Annotated in this window: 12 protein-coding genes, 1 tRNA gene and 1 pseudogene; 4 read left to right on the top strand and 10 right to left on the bottom strand. The window is 60.8% G+C overall.

The window, feature by feature from the left end; genetic code table 11:
* Positions 1–142: 142 nt before the first annotated feature.
* From BLU17_RS10965 to BLU17_RS10925, 9 genes are all read right to left on the bottom strand, one after another.
* A complete protein-coding gene (locus tag BLU17_RS10965) occupies positions 143–1420 on the bottom strand; it encodes a CSS-motif domain-containing protein (RefSeq protein WP_091996760.1) in 1278 nt (425 codons plus the stop codon).
* A 76-nt stretch (positions 1421–1496) separates the two neighbouring features.
* Positions 1497–2684, bottom strand: coding sequence for a trans-sulfuration enzyme family protein (locus tag BLU17_RS10960; protein WP_091996759.1), 1188 nt, complete (start codon positions 2682–2684; stop codon positions 1497–1499).
* Between the two features lie 51 nt (positions 2685–2735).
* Positions 2736–4172: a metal-dependent hydrolase family protein gene (locus BLU17_RS10955; RefSeq protein ID WP_245746804.1), complete on the bottom strand. Its 1437-nt coding sequence runs from the start codon at positions 4170–4172 to the stop codon at positions 2736–2738.
* Positions 4173–4325: 153 nt separating this feature from the next.
* Positions 4326–5915: a GGDEF domain-containing protein gene (locus tag BLU17_RS10950; RefSeq protein WP_176929022.1), complete on the bottom strand. Its 1590-nt coding sequence runs from the start codon at positions 5913–5915 to the stop codon at positions 4326–4328.
* Positions 5916–5931: 16 nt separating this feature from the next.
* A complete protein-coding gene (locus BLU17_RS10945) occupies positions 5932–7128 on the bottom strand; it encodes a lipase family protein (protein ID WP_091996756.1) in 1197 nt (398 codons plus the stop codon).
* A 143-nt stretch (positions 7129–7271) separates the two neighbouring features.
* Positions 7272–7367 (bottom strand) — tRNA-Sec (locus BLU17_RS10940).
* A gap of 205 nt (positions 7368–7572) precedes the next feature.
* On the bottom strand, positions 7573–8865 hold the full coding sequence (locus BLU17_RS10935; protein ID WP_091996755.1) for a TniQ family protein: 1293 nt from the start codon (positions 8863–8865) through the stop codon (positions 7573–7575).
* Positions 8862–9899 (bottom strand): ATP-binding protein, encoded by a 1038-nt coding sequence (locus BLU17_RS10930; protein WP_091996754.1) that lies wholly within the window; start codon positions 9897–9899, stop codon positions 8862–8864. The genes BLU17_RS10935 and BLU17_RS10930 overlap by 4 nt, the downstream gene beginning before the upstream one ends.
* A gap of 8 nt (positions 9900–9907) precedes the next feature.
* Positions 9908–12607, bottom strand: coding sequence for a DDE-type integrase/transposase/recombinase (locus tag BLU17_RS10925; protein WP_091996753.1), 2700 nt, complete (start codon positions 12605–12607; stop codon positions 9908–9910).
* 1193 nt (positions 12608–13800) lie between these two features.
* On the opposite strand from BLU17_RS10925, the gene BLU17_RS10920 reads away from it, so the two are divergent.
* The 3 genes and pseudogenes from BLU17_RS10920 (at position 13801) to BLU17_RS10915 (ending at position 21042) form a co-directional block, all read left to right on the top strand.
* A complete protein-coding gene (locus BLU17_RS10920; RefSeq protein ID WP_091996752.1) occupies positions 13801–19731 on the top strand; it encodes a DUF3320 domain-containing protein in 5931 nt (1976 codons plus the stop codon).
* A 111-nt stretch (positions 19732–19842) separates the two neighbouring features.
* Positions 19843–19989, top strand: a pseudogene (locus tag BLU17_RS34530) (DUF4236 domain-containing protein); the annotation flags it as partial.
* 60 nt (positions 19990–20049) lie between these two features.
* Positions 20050–21042: a hypothetical protein gene (locus BLU17_RS10915; protein ID WP_245746803.1), complete on the top strand. Its 993-nt coding sequence runs from the start codon at positions 20050–20052 to the stop codon at positions 21040–21042.
* A gap of 143 nt (positions 21043–21185) precedes the next feature.
* Here BLU17_RS10915 and BLU17_RS32305 read toward each other — a convergent pair whose 3' ends face one another.
* Positions 21186–21389, bottom strand: coding sequence for a hypothetical protein (locus BLU17_RS32305; protein ID WP_143189227.1), 204 nt, complete (start codon positions 21387–21389; stop codon positions 21186–21188).
* 627 nt (positions 21390–22016) lie between these two features.
* Here BLU17_RS32305 and BLU17_RS10905 point away from each other — a divergent pair.
* A complete protein-coding gene (locus BLU17_RS10905) occupies positions 22017–23789 on the top strand; it encodes a hypothetical protein (protein ID WP_143189226.1) in 1773 nt (590 codons plus the stop codon).
* Positions 23790–23811 lie beyond the last annotated feature (22 nt).

Below are 23811 nucleotides of genomic sequence, written 5' to 3'. Positions count from 1 at the left end.
CAAAAAGAGCTTTAGGACTTCCAATCTTGGCAAGCTCGCGCGGGGAAACGGCCTCGCCCCGAAACCCGGCATTCCGCGACTGCCAGTCGAGCATGGTGACCTGCTGCTCACCGGTCCGGTACGCGACGTAGCTGTCGCTGCGTCAACCGCCGTCATGCCCGGCGGCGTCGTGTCCGCCCGTGTGGGTCTCCTGCGCCGGAATCATCCGTCGCGCCGCGCTGGCATTGCCGATCAGATTGCGTTCGGTGATCTCCGCGATGATCTGCGGCCTGCGAGCAGCGATCGATGCCGCGAATGCGCGGACGTCGTCCAGTAGCACGGGACTCGACAGATGCCCGGATGCGAAGTTGACGCTCACGTGAAAGCCGGGCGGCGCGGCCCATGCCTGCATGTCCTCCCCAACCAGCGCAAGCATGTGCTGCGTGAGCGGTACGATCACATGCTCATCTTCTGCAGAACTGATGAACACGTCGGGACGGACCGGGCCGAGGTCGCGGCGGCGCCAGCGCAGCAATGCCTCGACGCTGGCGCAACCGCCGGTTTCGATGCTGTAGAGCGGCTGGTATTCGACGTGAAACTCGCGTGCCCGGATGCCCCGCAGGATCCGCTCGTGCATCGAGCTCAGGCTTTGCTGGACGCGGTAGCACAGCCAGACGAGCACTGCCGACAAGACCAGCGCAATCGGCGCGAAGCGGAGCGCGAGGGCGCCCCAGTTACGATAGAGACGCGCGCTGCTGCCATAGAGCCGGATTGCGACGGGATGGCCTTGCATCGTGGTTTGCGCGGTCATCACGAGCATCGACGCGGTGCCGTCGGGCTCGGCCCTGCGCGATATCACGCCCGTACCGAGCTGGATCTCCGCGCCGTCGAACATGTCCGGCGGCGCGACGTCCTGGATCAGATCCATCAGATAGCGGTCGTCGATCACGGCGAACACGGTCCGCCCTGTCCCCGTCGGCCGGCCAACGAACAGCGCCGGGCGGTCCGGAACGACCGGAGTTCCGCTAGCGATCGCGAGCCACGGCCCGGATGGCGCGTGGGCCGGAATGTTCGCGATCGCGCCAGGCGGCGTCTGGTCCATTCCGGCCGCGGACGAGCACCGGACCACATCGCCGTCGACGACGTTCAGCGACCGCAGATGAGGCACGACCGCCGCTTCGCGCATCAGTCGCGGCAGCAACTCGGGGCAACGGCGGCCGGCAATCGGCGCGAGTCGCGCCAGCCGGCCATCGACGTCCAGCAGCAAGGCGTTTATCTGCGTCTTGACGAGCGCCGTCGACAGCGCGGCCTCGCGTTGCTGGATGAGCCGCGCTTCGTACCGGGTCAGCGCGCCGCACAACGCGACGGGCATGATCGCGGCGGCGGCAAGAACGAGGTTTGCGCGCCAGCGGGACCAGCCGGGCGATGGAAGGTGAGCCACGCAGTTTCCTCAGCAGGGGCCTTGTCTGCGCTCTCGCCGCCGCGCGGCCGGCGTCTCGCGGCGGCCTCGCAAACCGCTACGATGTCGCGAACGCCTGCTCCAGGTCCCCGATCAGATCGTCCACATCCTCGATACCGACCGAGATCCGGATCAGCGTCGGCGCGATACCGGCCGCCTTTAGCTCGGCCGGCGAAAACATCGAATGCGTCATCGACGCCGGATGCTCGACGAGGCTTTCGACGCCGCCGAGGCTCACCGCGAGCTGGATCAGCTTCAGGCCGTTCACGAACGTTTTGGTCTCGTCGAACGTGCCCGCCAGTTCGACGGCAACCATCCCGCCGGGCGCGCGCATCTGCTTGTCGGCAACGGCATGCGCGGGATGCGACTCCAGCCCCGGATAGTGGACGCTTGTCACGCGCGGCGAGCGTTCCAGATAACGCGCGATCTTGCCGGCGTTCTCACAGTGGCGCGCCATCCGCACCGACAGCGTCGCGATGCCGCGCAGCACGAGGTACGCGTTGTCCGGCGCCATCACCGCGCCCGTCGTATGCTCGATGCCGTCGAAGCGGATGCGCATGATGTCCGCCTTCGTGCCGCAGATGCATCCGCCGATCACGTCGCTGTGGCCGCCGAGATATTTGGTCATCGAATGCACGACGAGGTTCGCGCCGAGCGCCAGCGGGTTCTGCAGATACGGCGTCGCGAACGTGTTGTCGATCACGACGCGAACGTTCGCGTCGTGTGCATGCGCGATCGCGCTGATCGCCGCGATGTCGTTGACCTTCAGCGTCGGGTTGCAGGGACTCTCGAAGTAGACGATCGCCGTGTTCGGTTTCAGCGAGCGTTCGACGAGACCGGGATCGTTGAAGTCGACGAAATCGACCTCCACGCCGAACTTCGCGAGCGCTTCGTCGAACAGCTTGTGCGTGTCGCCATCGAGCGCCGTGTCCGCGAGCAGGTGGTCGCCGCGTTCGAGAAACGTCCACATCACGGTCGAAATCGCGCCGATTCCGCTCGCGGTGACGACGCAGTCTTCCGTATGCTCCAGCACGGCCATGCGGCGTTCGAGCGCCGCGTTGGTCGGATTGCCGAGCCGCGTGTATGCGTACAGGCCCTGCTGGCCGCTCAGGATGCCGGCGGCGCGCGTCGCCGACTCCTCGACGCTGCGGAATCCGAACGTGCTGGAACGGTAGACGGGCTCCGTCACGGAGCCGTACTCGTTGCGTTCCGCCCCGGCATGGATCAATTGCGTATCGCGCTTCATGCGACTTTTCTCCTGTGTGTCGACGGTTGCCCGGACGCCGCCGCAACCGCGTCAGGCACTCAGATCGTTGCGGTAGAAACGGCCATCCTTCATGACGACTTTCAGATTGCGCTCCGGGTCGGCGAGCAGGCCGATATCGGCAAACGGATCGCCGTCCACGATGAGCAGGTCCGCATAGGCGCCCGCCTCGATCACGCCGACCGCCGCGTCCGAATACGGATTGCGCGGCCCCGACAACGCGAGCAGTTCGGCGTTCACGGAGGTGGCCATCTTCAGGATCGCGGCCGTCGCATACCAGCGCGACAACGCGGCGAGCATCGCGCCCTGGGTCGCCGTGCGGTCCGGGTCGAACAGGATGTCGGTGCCCCATGCGGTCTTCAGCCCATATTGCTTTGCGAAGCCGTACGCGCCGTCTGTGCCGGTCACGATCTGGCTCACCTTGGCCGGATCCAGTTGGGGCGGCGCCGGATGCGCGGCATCCTGCAGGAACGGCTGCGAGCTGAACCAGATGTCCTCGCCGGCCATCAGGCGCGCGGTGGCCTCGTCGATCAACTGGCCGTGCTCGATGCAGCGCACGCCGCCGCGGATCGCGGTCTGGACCGCGCGCGGCGTATAGGCGTGAACGGTGACATAGGTGCCCCAGTTTGTGGCCGCATCCACGGCCGCGCGGAATTCGGCCTCGGTGAACTGGGTCACGTCGATGGGATCGAAATCGGAGATCACGCCGGCGCCGGCCGCGAGCTTGATCTGGCTCGCGCCGAGCATCAACTGCTCGCGTGTGCGCTGAAGCACCTGTGCGGCACCGTCCGCGATCGCGCCAAGGCCGATGGTTTCGCCGCGGCTCGGCGATGCAGGCTGCGCGGCGGGCACCTGGTACGTATCGCGGAAGTCGCCGTGGCCGCTCGTCTGCGAGATCATCGCGCCGGACGGCCAGATGCGCGGCCCCGGCGTCAACCCGTTGTCGATCGCGCGTTTCAGGCTGAATGCCGGGCCGGCCATGTCACGCACGCTCGTGAAGCCGCGCAGCAGCGTGCACCGCGCTTCCGCCGCCGCGACCAGGTTGATGTAGCCGACGTCGACCGTCAGCAGGTCCGCCTTCGGCATCGCGGCCATGATCGTGTGCCAGTGCGCGTCGATGAGGCCCGGCATCAGCGTGCGGCCGCCGCCATCGAGTACCGTAACGCCTTCGGCGGCGGGCGCGGACGCGTCCTCGATCGCGCGGATGCGCGTGCCGTCGACGACCACGCGCCGGCCTCCGACGAGCCTGTCCGACCGGCCGTCGAACAGGCGGACGTTTGCAAACGCAACGGGTGTCGCCGGCGCGACGGGAACGACCGACGACATGCGGTCGACAGACCACGGGCTTTCGTGCGCCGCGCCCGGAACCGGCGCGGCCAGGCTGGCGAAACGGCGCGTCAGCAATCCGTCGAGGCGCGCGAAAGCGGGACTGTGGCACGCGCACCTAAGGACGGGAGGACGGACATCCACGACGGAATCATCGCTTGCCCGCATCGATTTACCTCGCCGGGAAGCCGTCGCCGTTGCGGCGGGCAACGATGCGCCCGGGCGGCGACAGCGGCCAATGCCGGTTAACGTAGCACCGGCGCCGCAGACTTGTTCAGTCACGGGCCAACGGCCGGTTCAGTCAGCGTTCGTGCCGGACATGTTCGCTGGCGACGCCGCCATCGAATTCACGATGATCGACTGGACCTGGTTTCGGCCCGACGACTTGGCCCGGTACAGTTGCTCGTCCGCAATCGACACCAGCCTGTCCGGGCTTCCATCGTTCGACGGCACACAGGTCGCGCAACCTATGCTCACGGTGACCCTGCCGGTTTCGCTTCCGGGGTTGCCGATGCCGAGCGCCTCGACGTTGGCCCTGATTGTTTCTGCGACCTGCACCGCGCCGTCGTGACCCGTGTCAGGCAGCACCGCCATGAATTCCTCGCCGCCGTAACGCGCGACCAGATCGACCGAACGCCGCGTCGCCGACGCGACGCACCTCGCCACGGTCGCCAGAACGTCGTCGCCCGCCACGTGACCGTAGGTGTCGTTGAACAGCTTGAACCGGTCGACGTCGACGAAGAGAACCGATAGCGGACGCTGCTCGCGCAGCGCATGATTCCATTCGATCTGCAATCGCTGGTCGAGCGTGCGCCGGTTGTTCAGCTTCGTCAGCGGGTCGGTCGCGGCGAGGCTGGCCAGTTCGGCCTGGGCCCGCAGCTTGTCGCGCAGCGTCCAGGCGAGCACCCAGGCGCCGATCGTCAGCACCACGCCGAACAGGATGGCCACGCTTTCGGTAATGAGCCGCTGTCTGCGCCAGTTCGCGAGGACGTCGTCCATTGCCGGCGCGACGACTGCGATAAACGGCAAGCCGGACACGCGCTGGTAGCTGTAGAGCCGTTCGACGTTGCCGCTTCCCGTCGCGGTGATCGTGCCGCTTTCGTGCCCCATCGCCTCCCGGAATACGGGGATGCGGGCGACACTCGTTCCCACGCGCGCTTCCGAGAACGGCTTTGCCGCGAGGACCGTTCCGTCGTCGAGCAGGATCTCCACGATTCCTGGTTCCTTGACGTTGACCCGGCTGAACAGCCTGCCGAAAAGCTCGAGCTGTATTTCGAAGAAGGCGATGCCGGCGAACGATCCGTCGGGCCCGTTGATGCGCCGCGTCAGCGCGATGGAAAGCCGTCCCGCATGCAACCGGGAGCGAAAGGGATGCGAAACGACGAGCCCCGCCGACGGGTCGTTCTGTTGATCCAGAAAATAGGCGCGATCGTTCAGCCTCAATGCCGGATTCACTTTCCGGTCACCCTGCGAGGCAATGATCCTTCCGTCCGCGCCGACGATTAACTTGCCGTCGACGTACGCGTCGTCGGGCAGTCTACGGAACAACTGCCGTTCGCGGGTTTTCTCCGGGAACGTCCACGTATCGGGATCTTCTGCGACGGCGACGAGATCCTGCAACTGCACGTCGTAGACCTTGAAGCGCTGCTCGAGGTCCGTGGCGACGAGCGCATTGAGGTTTTCGGCGTTTTCCCGCGCGCGGGCGATGACGTTCTCGCGCCCTCCTTCCACGACCGCGAGCGGCACCACGATGACGACGATTGCCGCCAGCGTGCCTGCAATACCGACGGCGTTCGGGTGGTTTCCCGTCAGCCGAACGAGCCCGGCCGCCACCGCCGACGCGAATTTACGGAATCCTGATGTCACGGTGGTCTGCCGGACGTTCATGATGGATGCCTCCCGGTCAGCGGCAATCGTTCGGTGGCGTCTGTCCCGCGAAGCGCCCGGCAATCCAGGCCACGGCGTCGCGGCCGATGAAATGGTGTGATACGCCGGTAAACATCGCATACCGTACAGAAGCGCCTGCGTCGCACAGGCGGCGCACGTAACGTTCGGTGACGGCGGGCGGAATCGTCGTATCCGCGCCGCCCTGGGCGAGATACACCGGAACGTCCGCCGGCACGGGGCCCGTGCTGTTGCCTGCCTCGATGCCGCGCCACGGTTGCGTGTCGCCGGGCAACGCGAGCATCCGGTAGGTCACGGGGGGAACCGGCTTGTCCGGCGGCTGCGTTTTGCCGTCGAGCAGCGGCGCGAAGCACTGGCTTGCCAGTTGCACGACGTGAGGCTGGTCGGCGGGCGGCACGAGCGGATCGAGCGGTGCGCCGAACACGCGGTTCCGCGCCGTCATCACCATGGCCGTCAACTGCGCGGCGCCCGCATCGCGGGGATCGCCGACGATCAGCGACGTGAGGTCGGTGGCGGGCGCCGCGGCGGCGACGCCCACGAGATGCAGTTCCGGCGCGTAATCGCGCGCGAGCAGTCCGGCGCTCAGCGACGCGTGACCGCCCTGCGAGTGCCCCCATGTCGCGAAGCGCGTGCCCGCATGCGCTTCGGGAATATGGCTGGCGGCACGCACGGCGTCCAGCACCGCGCGCCCCTCGCTCCGAACGACGAGGTACGGATGCGGCCCGGGCGTGCCGAGCCCCGGGTAGTCGGTCGCGACGACGACATATCCGCGCCGCAGCATCGCGGCGAGTCCCATGATGGTGTGCAGTGCGTCGGGCGTCAGCGACGGCGCGCACGCCTGAACGACACCGGTGGTCGGGTGCTGCCACGCAACGACGGGCCGTCCGCCGGCGGCCGCGGGTCCGTCCGGCGCGGCGACCACGGCCGACACCGCAATCGGCTCGCCGTGCAGTCCGGTGGACCGGTAGAGGATGCGCCATGCGTGCGTATGCGGCGGGGTCTTGCCCGTCCACGTTTCGCGCCGGATCAGCGTACCAGGCAGGCCGGAAATGGCCTGCGGGGCGGCCGTGTAGAACGGCGGGATGTCGTGCCGGGCATGCGCATGCGCACCGGAAGCCAGGGAAACGATGGTCGCAACCATTGCCGCGCGCCGGCCATAAGTCGCGCATTGCCTGGTGATCTTCGTGACACTCATCGCGCACGCTCCGCAATGAATTACCCCGACATAATGCCACCGGTTTCAATAAGGATCGGAGTAGAGAGACCGGCGAGTGACGGCACCCTGAAAAGGTGTGCCGTTGGGCCCCGGAGGCGAAGCGGCGTCTTGATGGGGTGAGGTGGCGGAAGGCAGCCGGAGTCGAACCGACCCGGGAGCGGCTGACGCCCCCAACCGGATTTGAAGCCCGGCCGTACCACCCGATACGAATGCCTTCCTTCGTGTGCCGTTATGTGCCGTTAAGCATAAAGTGGCCATCTGGCCAGATTATGGTTTATTGCCCGACGGGCCACATTATGCTTTATCGCGAGACGGTGGTAGTTTATAGGGTTTTGCTTTGGATGGTGCCAATAATGGGCGTAAAAAAACCGGCATCGCGCCGGTCTCTTTGTGCCAGAAGGGCAAGCAGTCTGGGGTTCAAGCCTACGTCAGCTCGTCCCTGAACTCCTGCAGCAGGTAGACAGCGCCCTGGACTTTGCCGAACTCCTCGGGCGTCAGTCGCGTCTTCAGCGAGCGAAGATTGACCGCTTGGCCATCAGCAACCATCCCCAGGCATGCGGCCTCGACAATGCTCCTGGCCTGCTCGATGCTTTGCTCCCCTTTTCGCTTCATGTACTGCTTCCATCGCTCGCTCAAAACGCGAGCCTCCCGATTGGCGTTCCGGTAAAGCCCGTGCAGATTGATGTCGAGGCGGCGTGCAACTTCGGCGACGCTGATAGGCGTTGGCAACCTTGCCATCGCCGTCATCTCCGTTCGGACCTTGTCACAATCGAGCGTTCGCGGAGTCGACCTCGTTCCATGCTCGGGAAACAACAGTGCCAACTGATGCACGCTAGCAGACACTGGCGTCCAGCCAGATATGTCACCGGTGAGAACTTTCGGGAGTGACAGTCCGGTCTGCGATGCAATACGCAGATGCCCAGACAAGCCCGGGCAACCGCCACTTTTCATCCAGTGATGGACTGTCGCTCGATTCAACCCGATTCGCTCGGCAAAATGGGCACTCTTGCCGTTGTCGAGACGAGTAATGAGATGTTGGATGGTACTCCGCAGCACGTCTTGTTCAGGAGCATGAGCCAACGTCGGCTGCATGGCGAGCATCGCGCCGACCTGATTCGCTTTCCACAACGCTTCGGGCGTGGCCACGGCACGTTCACCGCCGGCGCCGAGAAATGCGCCGCAATGACTGCACCAACCCGGCACGACGTAAGCTGATTTCCGCCGTCCTTCCGTGCGCCCGCAATCAGGACAGGTGTTAACCAGTTCGGTCTTGTGTTCCGGGCACCCTGTCACCTCATTCACCGTCCACGCCAGACGGAAGTACGGCAACCGGCCGTCTGCTTTGTCCTGGGCGAAACAATCCCGGCACCAGCGCGACGACCGGTTCGTCAACCCAAGCTGGGAGACAACGTCTCGCCACGGCAGCAACGTCAGGTTATCCAGGCGCTCGACACCGGTCATCGCCGAGAGTGCCGCCGACCAGTTGTTTGCCGCGTCGCCCATACCGCAGATATTCGCCAAGCTCCAATCGTCGCGGCCGGAAATCTCCCAGCCCATGGTCGATGCCACCTTGCGCGACAGGGCTACCATCGAAACGCTATGCGAAACCGCCAGTCGGCACAGATAGCTCAGCAGGCTCTCCACCGCAGGAGTGCCCAGTCCGATAGGCTCCAGGGCATGCAACTCGGAGCGGGGATTCGTTGGTGCGCCGCTCATGCTACGCTCCGGTCGCGGCGAAGAGTCGAACGCCGGATAACCGGCATCTCGCGCGTCAGGCTCGGCCTGATTTCCGCTTCACCATCCAGGATTTCACTCAGAATCTGACGATGCTGGGTCTCATTGAGAAGCGCGCGTTCCAAGGCGTGCACCGACCATTTCCCGTCGACCTCGGCCAGCCGCGCAGCGCGGCTCAATACTGCGCTCAGCGTCCCGATACAGCCCAGCGTATTTGAGAGAAGCGCCTGGGCATACGGCATCAGCTGGTCATTTCCCCACAGATGGGGAAGTACCTTCTGGAAGGAGCGCAGGCCAGCGTTGAACGCATTGACATCTTCCGGACAGTCTTCGCGATAACGCTCAAAATGAATCACATGCGTGCGGCGCGTCAACTGTCCGGACAATGCCATCAACTGATGCAAATCGTACGACCCAACCATCACCATCTGCGTCCCGCCATTCGCCAGCGACTTTAGCGTATCAAGCTGGATAGGCAGCTTGCGTCTGCTTGTCTGGCGAATAATATGCGCCGCCTCGTCAATCACGACGAATTTCACCTCGCGCTCATCCAAAGCTCGCTCAACGCCCGAGCGCAGCGCAGCCAGACCACCACCGCGCCCGCCGTACGGGCGCACCATCCGCCCGGTGTGCTGGTCGACACCGTAGGCAGATTTTGGCACGTCCATGTCATCACCAAGCTGGGCCAGGATGCGCTGGTAAAACAGCCGCCAGGAGAATTCGTCTTCTCCAGATGCCGGGGCTTCCACATAGATAGCCGGAATCATCCCCGGATTCGCATCCATTTCGATAACTGATTCTTCGAGCTGCTTCTCGACCAGATACCTGGTCAGCGTGGTCTTGCCAACGCCAGTCGGACCACAAATGGCGATGAGGTTGTCCTGGCTGCCGGGATAAACCGCCGCACGCACGGCATCGATAACCTGCTTGATGCGGGGATGCATGAAGCGCTTGCCATTCAGGGAGGCTGCCGAAGGTTGCACCGGCGACAGCAAGGATTGCTCTTGTTGTTTCATGATTCTCTTTAAAACTCGTCAAGGTCAGTCAGGTCGCCCCATGCCGCCACATCCGCAGCAGGCGATTGTTGAGACGAAGAAGTTTGAGCAGCATCTGGCTGCACGTCGGTGTGGTCCGGCACGTCATCTGCCAGACCAAATTTTGGTTTCGGCGGAACAGGCGTAATGCTTCCGGCCAGAAGACTTCCATACAGCGCCTTGGCTTCTGCCTGTCGTTCGAGCGCAATCGCTACTACCCCTTCCGGCGTGAAAGTCGCCATGAATTCCCGTAGCCGCTGAACTGCTTTTTCGTCATCAATAGGCGCGCCGGTGCGATTGAGGTACTCTTCCGTCATCGCCCGCCGCTCGAGTTCCGTAAGTTGCCCCAGTCCATGCAGGTTGCGGCAGGTCGCATGCAGCCACTGGTTCTTTATCCGGACATAGACGGATGCGGCATCCCACGGGTCATATCGCACCGGGAATTGCTGCCCAGCAATCTGCGGCTGCCGAAAATCCGGGTGCCAATAGTGGTAGTCATTGACCTTGACGCCGCGCTGGGCGTCGACCTTTCTCGTGCCCGTTCTATCGACGGGCGGGCATGTCGCAATCAAGAAGTCACGGTTGTACTGAATGCGCATGTGCGCACGAGCACCACTCTCGCGAAGGCCACGCTGGAATGCGTCACGCGGCGACTCCCCAAGCGCCGGATGGGCATTCGTGTCGTAGAACTCGGTCGCCCAGTGTTGAATACCGAAGTACAGCGCCTCGATGGACCACTCAGCGAGCTTCTTCGGCAAATGTGAACCAGAGACGGTGCGGACATTTTTCATGTCTTTCGTATTGCCAGCCAGGTTGTGGATATAGTCCAGATTCAGCCGACCGAACATCCGCTCGAGCATCGCCCCGTGCCGCGGCTGCCCTGCCGGCCGGAAACGCAGGTGCGTTCCCATCGCCATCAGGAATGCTTCGAAGGCATGGGACCTGAAATCTGTGCCGTTATCAACAACGATGAATTCAGGCAGACGATGAAACCGGCGCACGATGTCACGTATCACCATCATGACCGAGTGATACGATGGCGGGTCATAGGTCAGATAGATGCCAACGATACGGCGGCTATAAGCATCGACAGCCAGGGTCAGCCACGCTTTCCCAAGCGACTTCCTCGTTCGCCCCGACACCAGTTCGATGTCCAACAAGGTGTGGTCGATATGCACATACTGCAGCGGTCTGCTGCCATGCTTCGGGGTATCGAAATACAGCACGTCGATAAAGCCGCTCTCCTGGTAAGCCAGACGCTTGCCGTGGCGTTTTCGAGTGTTGTGCGGCGTCGCGCGCGCGTCGATGAATTTAATCAGCGTTGGATACGACGGCGGCTTGATACCTGCCTCATCGCAGATAACTACGAGATGTTGATGGCACACCTTGTAGTTTTTCGCTTCCGAGGTATCCCACGACTCGGTATAAGTCCGCTCAAGCATCTCGACCTGCTCCCGGGTCAACCGTGAATTCCGGTTGCCACGTGCGCTCGTGCGAGGCACCAGTGCCAGAATCGGATGCCCGCCATTTGCTTCGGCTTCGCGCTGCATGGCCGCCCAGCGACGCTGGCTACGTGCCGGGCACTTGCTTTCGTCGCCGGTCTCGATTAGCGCCATCCGACGAAGCGCCTCTTCCAGTTCCTCCCGGCTGTACTGCCCCGCATTGATACCCTCGGGCTCGGCCATCTCAATGACCCGGATACGCCCATTTTCGTGGGCATTCAGGAGAAAATTGAGCGTCAGCTCGAGGCTCTTCCCATCCGAGTCATTGCAGACCACTGACGTCTCGCCAGCGATAACGATGGTTAGCACCCGCCCCCCGTACTCGAACCGGGTGCCGGCGGCCGGGTTAAACGCGAAGCTCTCGAGTCCGGGCATATGTGTCGACTGCACTTCTGCATGCATGAACTCGAGCAGCATGTCATCGCGATAGAGCCGGAAACGACGCGGCTCGGTCAGGGAGTCGTTACCCAGGTCGGTGGAGACCTGTTTGTGCGCGATGGCGTAGTTCAGCTGGTCGGCTACGAAATCGTATGGGGACGTCAGCAGTTCCGAGAAGAACAACGCGCCGTGTTCGTTCAGTGCAGCTTGCAGTCGGGTAAGAACATCTTCCGGGCACGGTTCGGCCGCCGGATGAAAATAGTCAGCCAACGCCAGAAAGTTCTCGACGCGGCGGCGTGGAACGCCGCGTTCGGTACAGATGCGATAGCGGATTCCCAAGTCAGCCATCTGCTTTTCGATTTGCGGCGAACGCCAGTTACCATCCACATCACGGACGTAGCGGTACGGATATTTTTCGGCCAGGCGCACCAGTTTCGCTTCGGATTTCCACTCCTCGAGTACGAAACCGTCACGGCAAATCAGCAAAAAATCCGGGTAGTGCGTAATGTTGCGAATCTCGCCGGTCGAATCATCGATGAGTTCCAACCGCAACTTGCACGGCTGCGCGTAGAACTCGAGCACCTTCGGGTCGAACTCATGGTCGATTGCAGCGGCAAACTCGATATGGCGGCTTTCGGTCGCGATTTCGCAGCCCATCTTTCGGCTGGCCATGACCGTGATGACGTTCCCGCCCCGCGACTGCACATCGCGCACCGGCGCCTGCACCCGGCTATCCCGAATGAGTCGCCGACCGGCCTCAGGCGTGCCGAGCCAGTCGAACAAGTCCGTGAGCTGTTTCTGGTCAAGCATCTCCGCACCTGTCCGCGCTACGGATTCGACAGTTGCGACACGCCTCGCCCCGCGGCGTGACGTGCTGGCGTGTGCTTGAGCTCGGGGATTTGCTGGTCGGCGCTTGCGACCTCCGGAAGAACAACTGCCTTGGGTGCCCGGAGGAGGCGCGGAACTCAAAGAATCGTGATGTGACTGCATGAATGCTGCCGAAAAAAATCGAATCGGAGCGCACTCTAATGCAACATCTTTCGCCAATCAAGCAGCAAAATTCACCAAAATAGCCATAAACGCACAAAAAGCTGCGAGATAAAATCGAAAATCTCCCAGAGTCGCAAGGGAGATTTTGCAACTGGCAGCGTTGGGGCTCGCAAGGGTCGTTTACGGGTAAACACCTACCTTCGTGATGCCTACACAGCGGTGTGTACACCGGCACGACTCGAAAGGTGAGGGACCGGGCAAAGCAAAGTGGGAAATTCGAAGGGGACGGATGCCCCGTCCATGGGAAGGCGCACCGAGACTGTTCGCCTGGCGTACTGCCTTGCTGAAAAGGCCCAGCCGCATCGCGACCTCCTGTCGTACCCTCTCATAAATAGGGGGACAACCGCGCGAGCGGGCAGCATTACGGTGGCAAGTCCATTCTCAAAACTACACGCCAGCATTGCACCGGCGTGGGTTTACCGTAGTAAATCGTGGAAATTTTTCAAGTTTTATGGTCGTTAAAGGGCTCAAAACCCTTGAACCGACCCGCCGTCATGCGGTTCGAGCCGCCCTTCGCCACACCATAGGTAGAATCAACCTGACACGACTCATTTGCGTTTTGAGCAATGAGCGATATACAAATACCTGCCGCCCATACGGATAGCGATGAATCCCCAGACGCAGTCGGAAGATGGCAAAGGCCTCCTGCCGCTCACTCACTATCCTTCGTCGCCTCGTAGTTCACCGGGATTACGATTCGCAGCTCCCCTATGCACTACGCATGGATTCGGCGAATTCTCGCGAATAGTAGTCAGTAATACCGGATATTCAGGCTGAGCCGAGGGAATAAAAACGCGATGTTGACACAACCGACATGTGTGAAGAGAGAATAAAATTCTTACGCGCGAATGCGAGGAAATCGCACAATCAGTATCGTGGCTCAACCTGGATGACGCCGTCCAAAGGAATGGCGACCCGGTTGAATTTATGTCCGAATAGTAAGGAACGGGGTGATGACGCAAGGACAGGCAGATGACGCAGAGAACTTGACGACCGACACCGACAGGAAGCTACCGAGCGTTCAGGTTATTGCCGACCTGACCATCGGGTATGCGGCAATCCAGAACAATGTCCCGGTCGTCCGTGAAATTCTTGTCGTAAATGATGGGGAGACGACGCTCTCTGATGTCGAGCTACTGGTCAAATGTGTGCCAGCTTTTGCCGAGCGTGCCCGCTTCCGCTTCGAGGCATTGGCGCCCGGCGAGAGCCGCCGCCTCGCACCGGTCGACCTACGTCCGGACCACCAGTATTTCAGCCAGCTCGACGAGTCTGAGCGAGCCATCATCACAGCGACGCTGCGCGTCGATGAAACGGAACTCGTAACGGCAACGCACAACATTGATGTGCTCGCCTACGACCAGTGGGCAGGTACGCGGTCGTTACCCGAACTGCTCGCCGCGTTTTGCATGCCGAACTCGCGGGTCGTAGACAAGCTCCTCGCACGTGCCTCCGGCTTGTTGCGTCAGACGTCGGCCGACCTGTCTATGGACGGATACCAGTCCAAAAATCGGGAAAAGGTCTGGAAACAGGTGTCGGCTATCTACAGCACGATAGTTGCGGAAGACATCCAATACTCCAACCCGCCAGCGTCGTTCGGAAATGACGGTCAGAAAATCCGGACGCCGGAACGCATCCTGGACGGCAAGCTTGCGACGTGTCTGGACCTCGCCATGCTGTTTGCCTCCTGCCTGGAGCAGGCAGGTCTGCATCCCGTCGTGCTCTTCAAGGAAGGTCACGCCTGGGTCGGTGTCTGGCTGATAGACACCAGTTTCCCGACCGCATTGGTGGACGATGTTCAGGCGGTTCGCAAGCGAGTGAAATCCGGCGAGTTCATGGTCTTCGAAACCACGGGCGTCGCAGGCGGACAGAAGCCGTCGCTTCGCTGGGCCTGCACCCGTGGCGGGGAACACCTGAATGACGAAGCCGAGTTCGCGTACGCCGTCGATGTCCGGCGCGCCCGCGAAGTTCAGATTCGCCCGCTCCCGTCCCGTTCATCGCAGTCCGACGAGCAGAATGTCCCGATTGCCAAGGCCGAAACGCCCGTCATCGAGGACGTACCGCCGTTGCCGCGGCTAGACCCCGTCGTCATACCTCTACGCGATGATGTCACGCCAGAAACTCCAGAGGGGCGTCTGGCGAAATGGAAGAGCAAGCTGCTCGACCTGACGCTTCGCAACAAGCTTCTGAATTTCAAGCCGACGAAATCTTCGCTGCGGGTCATCTGCCCCGACCTGAGTGCACTGGAAGACCGGCTTGTGGACGGAAAAGAATTCCGCGTTCGTGCGAAGCCGAAGCTGATGTCCGGTTTGGACGGCCGCGACGCCGATGTGTATGCCGGTCGAAACGGCACGGCTGCAATGGATGACCTCGCAACTGACGCACTCGGCAGAAACGAAATCGTCACGGATGTCGAGGAAGAAACGCTGGAAGGTCGGCTTCTCGATATATTCCGGACGGCCAGCACAGGCATGGAGGAAGGCGGTGCCAATACGCTGTTTCTGGCTTTCGGGATGCTGGAATGGCGGGAGACCAAGGATGCCGAATCCAGCCACCTGGCTCCGATTCTGCTAATCCCCGTCACGCTGACCCGTCAGTCTGTCCGAAGTGGTTTCCGCCTGGCACGTCACGACGACGACGCGCTCGTGAATCCAACGTTGCTGCAAAAGCTGCAGCAGGACTTCAGCCTGAAGCTGCCGTCGTTTGACGTCTTGCCCGCCGATGACCATGGCATCGACGTCAGCGGGATTCTGCAAACCTTCCGCCTGCATGTAGCCGAGTTGAAGGGATGGGAGGTTAAGGAGCAGGTCCATCTGGGTATCTTCGCGTTCACGAAATACCTGATGTGGAAAGACCTCCAGGACCGTCAGAAGCAGCTCCAGGAAAACAGCGTTGTCGCTCATCTGATTAACGACCCCGGCAAGGCATTTGCTGACAGCGCAACGGGCTTCGAACCTGGCACCCTGGATGAGAAATTTCGGCCTCGGGACCTGTTCACCCCGTTGCTGTCGGACTCGTCGCAGTTACGTGCCGTTTGCGTCGCCGCGGAAGGCAAGAATCTCGTCATTGAAGGTCCGCCGGGTACGGGCAAGAGTCAGACCATTTCGAACCTGATTGCGCACCTGCTGGCTACCGGAAAGACCGTGCTGTTTGTCTCGGAGAAGATGGCCGCGCTGGAGGTGGTGCACCGCCGGCTCAGCAGCCTCGGTTTGGGGCCGTTTTGCCTCGAACTGCATTCGTCGAAGGCAAAGAAAGCAGACGTCTTGAAACAGCTCGGCGTCGCCCTCGATGCAGCCGGGACACGCACGGTCAAGGACTGGGAGCGAGAGTCGGAACGGCTACTGACGCTTCGAACAGACCTCAACGGCGTTGCGCGTGCGCTGCATCGCATCCATCCGAACGACCTGACCATTTACGATGCCATCGGAACCAGCCTGCAGTATGCGGAATGGCGACCTGGCGTGATGCCATGGGCCGATGCCGATGTACATGACCGTACGCAACTCGAGGCACTGCGCGACGCCTGCCGCCAGATGGGAGCATTGGCTAGCCAGTTGAGCAGCTTGCAGAACCATCCTCTGGCGGTCGTTCACAGAACTGAGTGGACGCCATCCTGGCAGCAGGAGTTTATCGATGCGATTTCGAAGTTCGATGCCCAAACCAAGAATCTGGACGAGGCCGCGTTAAACCTGCTGAATCAGCTGGGTCTTCCCAAGATTGCATTTTCCCTGAATGGGTTGGGCACGGTCGATGTACTAGCCGACGTGCTTTCTGCCGCACCCACCGTCCCGGTCGATGTTGCCCGGTCGGCGCATGACGAGTACGTTCGCAATAGACTGGCCAGTTTGCGACAGCACGGCCTGGCACGCAATCAGGTGTGGGAACCGCTGGGCAAACACTACGTGGATGACGTTGCTACCCTGAACGCGTCCCAACTGAAGCTGCAATGGGCGGCAGCAACCAATACCTGGTGGCCGAAGAGCCTGTTTGCCCAGCGTGGGGTTACCGGAAAACTGCGCCTGTATCGCCAAGACCAGCGTCGCCCTCAAGGTGGAGATGTGCCGGCTGTCATCACGGCACTGACAGCCGTCAACGCCGAAGACAAGGCCATCGAGGCCATGTCGCACGATGCGACACAGCTGCTGCATGAAACGTTCGCAGCGTCGAAGACGGACTGGGCCGCCGTTGAGTCGGCCGAGCGGTGGGCAACATCCTTTGCCGACGCGGTAACGGCTATTGCCGGCAATGACATCGAACTGGCCCAAACGCTTCGCACGAAGCTGCAGCCGTTTGTTTCCGACAACCGGAGCATGCTGAAGGCAGACATGCCTCTTGGCGCAAGTTTGCTGTCGTACCGAGATTGCTATCGAGAGTTCACGGCCCAACTCCGCCATGTTGTTGAGCTTGGACAGTGTCAGGCCGAGCTCGGATTGGACCCGACCGTAGCCGGTATAACTCCTCGACTGTCGAGCCTGCTTCAGGGATGGCAATCGGCCTCGCGACAATTGCAGCCGTGGTGCCTGTGGCGGAAATCCCGCGCCAATGCAATTAGCAACGGATTGCAGGGAATTGTGGATGCACTGGAGGCTGGTGAGGCACCGTTGTCCAGCGTGGCGGTGTTCTTCGAATACAGCTACCAGAGCTGGTGGCTGCGGAAAGCGATTGACCGGGAGCCCGTACTCTGTAGTTTCGCGAGTGCCGAGCATGACCGCAAGATTGCCGAGTTCAAGGAGGCCGACGAGCGTTTCCAGAAGCTGACCCAGCAATATATTGCGGCCAAACTGGCGGGACAGATTCCGGCGGGCGTCGAGGTCACGCCCGGCGCAGATTCTGAGCTGGGGAAATTGCGACGCGAACTGCAGAAGCAGCGCAAGCACATGCCGATTCGGCAACTGGTGCAAAACCTGCCGAGCCTGATGACCCGGCTGAAGCCATGCCTGCTGATGTCGCCTTTGTCGGTCGCCCAGTATCTGGACGCGTCGCACGCCCAGTTCGACGTGGTCATCTTCGACGAGGCTTCCCAGATTCCGGTGTGGGATGCCGTCGGTGCCATTGCGCGCGGCAAGCAGCTCGTCTGCGTCGGCGACCCGAAGCAACTGCCGCCGACCAGTTTCTTCTCCCGCTCAGATGACTCTGACGATGGCGTGGACAGCGACGACGTCCAGGACCTGGAGAGCATCCTGGATGAGTGCCTTAGTATCGGCCTGCCTGAACTGCGGTTGACCTGGCACTTCCGAAGCAAGCATGAAGGGCTGATTACCTTCAGCAATTTCACGTATTACGACAATGAGCTGGTCACCTTCCCATCGCCCGTCACAAACGACCAGAGTGTGCACTTCGAACGCGTTCATGGTGTCTACGACCGCGGCGGCTCGAGGACTAACCGCGCGGAAGCCGATGCCATCGTCAAGGCAATTGAACAGCATTACCTCGACGCGACGAAGCGACGTCTGACGCTTGGCGTGGTGACCTTCAATCAAGCGCAGCAGAGCCTGATTGAACGGATGCTGGACGAACGGCGCCGGGCATCCCAGCAGCTGGACCAGGCTATTGCACAGGCGGCGCAGGAACCGCTGTTCATCAAGAACCTGGAAAACGTTCAGGGTGATGAGCGCGACATCATTTTCTTCTCCATCACCTATGGTCCGGATAAGTCGGGCAAGGTCAGTCTCAACTTCGGGCCGTTGAATCTGGAAGGTGGCCATCGGCGTCTCAACGTGGCCGTATCGCGTGCCCGTGTCGGCATCGTGATTTTCAGTACGCTGTTGCCCGAGCAGATTGACCTGTCGCGTGTCAGGGCTGCCGGCGTTCGAGACCTGAAGAACTATTTGGAATTCGCTATCCGGGGCCCGCGCGCCCTGGTTGAACAAAGCATGCCGACTGGGAGAGAACCTGACAGTCCGTTCGAGCGGCAAGTTATTTTCGCTCTTCGCGAGAAAGGTTGGATAGTTCACCCGCAGGTCGGCGTGTCGGGTTACCGGATTGATATTGGCGTAGTGGACCCGCGTGCGCCGGGCCGCTATCTGCTAGGCGTTGAGTGCGACGGCGCCATGTACCACTCGGGCGCGACGGCTCGTGACCGAGACCGACTCCGCCAGCATGTCCTTGAGGGTCTTGGCTGGGAGCTGCATCGAATCTGGTCCACGGACTGGTGGCTGAATCCGGAAGAGCCGATGCGAAAGCTTGTGGCCCGCCTGGAAGAGTTGGTAGCGACGGTGCCCACCGAGGACGAACCGGCGGTTGAACTACCAGAAGAAGCTGCGCACGAGGAAGAGTCGCATACCTTGTACGCCGAAGCCGAGTCGGTCGTGGAGCCGGTTGCTCCTGACGCGCAGCTTCCCGAATATGAACTGGCCAACCTAGATAAGGGCAATCCAGACCTTTTCTATGAAAGCCGTTCGATGTCGACCTTGGCTGCTCAACTACTTCGGGTGATTCAAACGGAAGGGCCAGTATCGCAGGCAGTGGTATTCAAGCGCGTCACGCGGGCGTGGGGGCTGTCTAGGGTCGGTAGCCGCATCGAGGCTCATTTGAGTGCATTGGTGCCTCGGCAAGTGGCCCGCACGATGGATGATAGCGTCACTTTCTATTGGCCAGAGCATGCAAATCCGAACGATTGGAAGGGTATCCGGGTGCCAGGAAGCGACCCCGAAACGCGCCGCAGTATCGACGAGATTAACCTCGAAGAACTGGGCAACGCCGCCGTACACATCCTGATGCAGCAAGGCAGCACGTCGCAGGATGGGCTGTCGAAGGCAGTTTGCCGGTTGCTGGGTGTGGCCAGGACAACTGCTGAGGCCGGTGCGCGCATTTCTCGAGCACTCGTCCACGGACAACTTCAGACGATGGTCGTTGTCGAGGGCGGTTTAGTTCGTTTGAGGAAATGAATCATCCGTAAGCGTCCAGGCGGATTTGGACGATTCGCATGGTGACGGCTGGGGCAAACCTTGTAGCCATACTCCAGCTCATATCAACTAAAGTGTCTACGGGGAATTATCGTGGGGCTGTCGTTCAGGAAGTCAATCAAGGCTGGACCATTTCGATTTAATCTCTCGAGTTCTGGCGTTGGAGTATCCGTTGGAGTACCGGGATTTCGGGTGGGGACAGGCCCGCGCGGCAACTACATTTCGATGTCGGGTGGCGGGTTCACATACCGCAAGTCCATGGGGACGATGCGCTCTCAAGGAACTCAAGTCCCAGCACCGATGCCGGCCTCCTCTGAGGAGACGGAGCCGCGACAAGGGCAGCGATTCATCCCGAGCGGTAGTGCCACCGTCGCGCCGCTCGAGGTTATTCAATCTGCAGACGTTCGGCAGCTCTCCGACACTGACTCCGCTGACCTGGTCAAGGAAATCAACGGCAAGCGCCGCAAGTTCGCTGTGTGGTATTGCCCGTTGGTCTTGCTCTGTATCCTATGGCTCAATGCCCTGCCCGCAGACGGGAATCCCAACCCTATCTTGATAGGCACATTGGCTGTTCTGTCGATTGTGGTGGCCGCCGGCAGCTACTGGCTGTACATGTGGGACGAGGCGCGCCGCAGTACGGTTCTCTTCTATGATTTCGACAGTAGCGCCGAGCAGACTTATGAGCGTGTTTTAGGTACCTTCTCCGCCTTGAGGGACTGTCGCGCTTCATGGCGCATTCTGGCGAGCGGGCAAGTTTTGGACGGTCGCTACAATGCTGGAGCGGGGAGAACATTGAAGCGCAAAACCGCAGCGCTTGGCACCGGCGGCGTGAAACACGTCAAATGCAACATCGACGTCCCTTGCTTGAATGCTGGCCGCAATCTGTTTTACTTCTATCCAGACCGTGTCTTCGTCGTTAGTGGAAGACATGTGGCCGTGTGTACCTACGGTTCTCTCAAAATCGACACCCGACTGACTCGTTTCATTGAAGAAGAGCGTGTTCCGTCCGACTCCCAGGTTGTCGGGCACACTTGGCGCTTCGTCAATAAAAACGGGACCCCAGACCGGCGTTTCAATAACAACCGACAGATTCCAATCGCCCAATACGAGGAACTAAAACTGTCTTCTGCACAGGGTATACAGGAGTGCTTCCAGTTCTCAAGAGCCGGCGCTGCAGAGGCCTTCGTCGGCTCATTGATTCAACTCGGCCAATACGGAGCGAATACCGAGCGAAAACAAGCATCTGAGGCACCGCGTGAACGGCGCGTTGGGCGACGCAGCACCGCCTTGTAGACGACATCGAAGAGGCGTATGCGTCGCCCAGTTCGTCGTCCACCGCTGCAACACGCTGCACTAGCCTAGCAAGTCACCTAGGCGAAGCTTTATCGCGCGCCGCTGCGCCACGTGCCATTCATCGCGGCACTCAGTCCCGGCGGTTATCGACCGCCGAGCTTTTTCGCCGCCGCCCTGATGGCCCTCTCGCTTTCCTTGCCCGTTATATCCCTCATCTGCTTCAAGGTCGTATCCGGCCCGAAGCCCTCGATAGGCCTCGGCAAGTTCTTGTTCATCGTGTTGCCGTGCTTCAGCTCAATCTGACCATCCTTGTCGCGATGGCGCCCATCGAGTCCAGGTTGCTTCATGGTAGAGCTCCTTGTGGTTTTGATATGAAGACCGCTTTACAGCACCTGCAGCAAAAAAATGTTCTCGTCGGCGTGAACGTGATTACCCTCGCCGCGCGACGCGCTTCACGGGCGGACGGCACTACGCAGCTTTCTTCGCTTCCCCGATGCAATCCTGCGCGAGCGTGTAAGGGTTACCGCTTTCTTAATTAATGTTTTATTCGTCTCACTCATTTTCTTTGTCTGTCCGCACGACGTCTTCGTGGAATTTCAAGTTCAGTTCACCACCCGCACCTCGAGCTTCGCCTCGGTCGGCCGTAATGAACTACGTGCAGACGTGCGTCGCCCCGCCGATGCTTGCGGCGTTTTCGTCAGGTCCGGAGTCGAACCTCAATGTCGTGTCGGTTTTGTCTTACTGCCGGAAAGAATTCACAACATACGGTAAATTCGTCTAATCCGCAATGTTGAAATCTGGTAGAAATTGCGGCTCGAATTCGCTCACATCGTTTATGGTTCTGTGCACCACAGACCGAACCTGCGCGCGCAAACGTTGCCGTCGTCAGTTATTTCGCACTGTGGAAAGTCAACTATCGCTGTTCGCAAAATCGCAACGAAAGCAGTCGAATTGGCATTACGGGGATTTGATTTATGCCTTTTGAATGGACTCAAAGCAACGTTCCTTCAGGCGAGCGCGAAGGAATACCGAACGAAGATTTTCCGATGATGGTGCTCTGGTACGGCGCTCTGCACGCGAACCTAGACGGAAAGACCCGCAGAGTGCGGGTCGCCTTCCAGCGAGTGGACGATAAGCCGGGCGTACCGTTTTTCCGTGACATCGCCTTCGCCCACCTCGAAGCGCTACAACTCGGCTCCGTGTGGCAAAGCCGGCGGCGTGTGGGAGAAGCCAAGCTCATAAAATTGGAGCCGACGGCTGCGAACTTCGTCCCCGGCAGCTGGCGCATCACGTCGGCAAAATCAGAGGCTGACGCCGGCCGTCCTGCGCCGCTTAACGGCAAATATCCCGTGTTTCATGCGGATGAACGCGAAGAGCGCAGCAAGCTGCTCGAACTGAGCTTGCTCGACGGGCGAAAGATGATTGTGCCGTGTATGGAATTCCTGCTGCGCGGATACGGTGTGTCCGGCCTGATTCCGCGTGCACTCACAAGCATGGGTTGGGATGAAGCTCTCGGGATGTTTCTGACGAACACAACGCCGGAGACAAATGCGAAGGGTGAATGGGTCATTCGTCTGACAGAGCGAATGCAAAACGGCGACGCGACCTTCCTCGCCCACATTCAGCATGTCGCATCGTCGCGGGCGGCCGTGCAAGGCATCGTTCAGCAATGCACGCAGCAGAATGCAAATCGAAAATGGATACATCTGCAAGTAGCGCCGTGGTTCTCAAAATCGTTGCAGGTCAGTGCTAAGGGTATTTGGGTTCGCCCAGGAACATTCCTCGCATTGCGCTTTGAATTGAACGCCCACCCCGAGGCCGGCGGCACCGCGATTGACCTGGTGAAAACCAGGGATGAGGAAGTGTGGCGCTCAGAGCGCGAGGATGGCGATAACGTCGCGCGTGAGGGTAATCCTCTCTTCACGCTATCCCCTGAATCGAAGATGGTCGTACGCGCGCTCGACGACTTCGACAACACAGGAATTGCTCCACCGGAGAGCAAAGGTGCCCCTGAGCGGAGACTGATTCTCGGCCCACGACGCAAAATAACGGTCAGGTTCGAAACCAAACCCCGCTTCGTTATTCCGCCACAATCCGAAGGCGCGCCAGCAGTCAAGGTTGACGCCGCGAACGCCGATGCTATCGCCGAAGCACATCGGATGGTCGTCGCTCACGGCACAGTGCTTGAAATGTGGAAAGAGTTGCGTCGCCTCCACGCCGAACACCCCGATACCATCCGCGCTGTCGAATGGTTGCATGTCAAGCACGGCTTCGTCAGCACAGAGACCCCGGAACTTGTTGCGCTACAGCCTTTCGCCAATGCGGAGCCAGCAACGCCAGATGCCAGAAAATTTGTTACGCGCGACATCAAAAAGCAGGCGCCACGAGGGGTGCTTGTCGTGCGCTTCCGCGTACGGGTGCCTGAGTCGAAAGATTGGAAGGTCTTTTACCTGCTCGAGATTGAGCGACGAAGGGAGAGCGTCAAGAAGCGCGGCACCATCGTTCACACGGAGGAGAAGGGATGCCGCGGCCTGGTAGCAACATTGGCACCCGAGACCCAGTTCAGGGATTGGCTATTGAAAACACTCTCAAGCATCCGTCATGTCGTCGGGCGAGTAGATGACCTGAAGTCCACGCATCCGGACGAGCTAGTCACGCTCAAGCATCGACCGTCCAAAAGACCTCCCAATCGCCCGCTCCGCACAGCTGCCGTGCTGGTGTTCACGAAAGCACGCGTTACGCTATAGCTGTCGACTAAACGCGCCCGGT

This window comes from Paraburkholderia lycopersici (assembly GCF_900096975.1).
Lineage (GTDB): Bacteria > Pseudomonadota > Gammaproteobacteria > Burkholderiales > Burkholderiaceae > Paraburkholderia > Paraburkholderia lycopersici.
The sequence above is the reverse complement of the archived record's forward strand: the minus strand, read 5'-3'. Positions and strand labels throughout refer to the sequence as shown.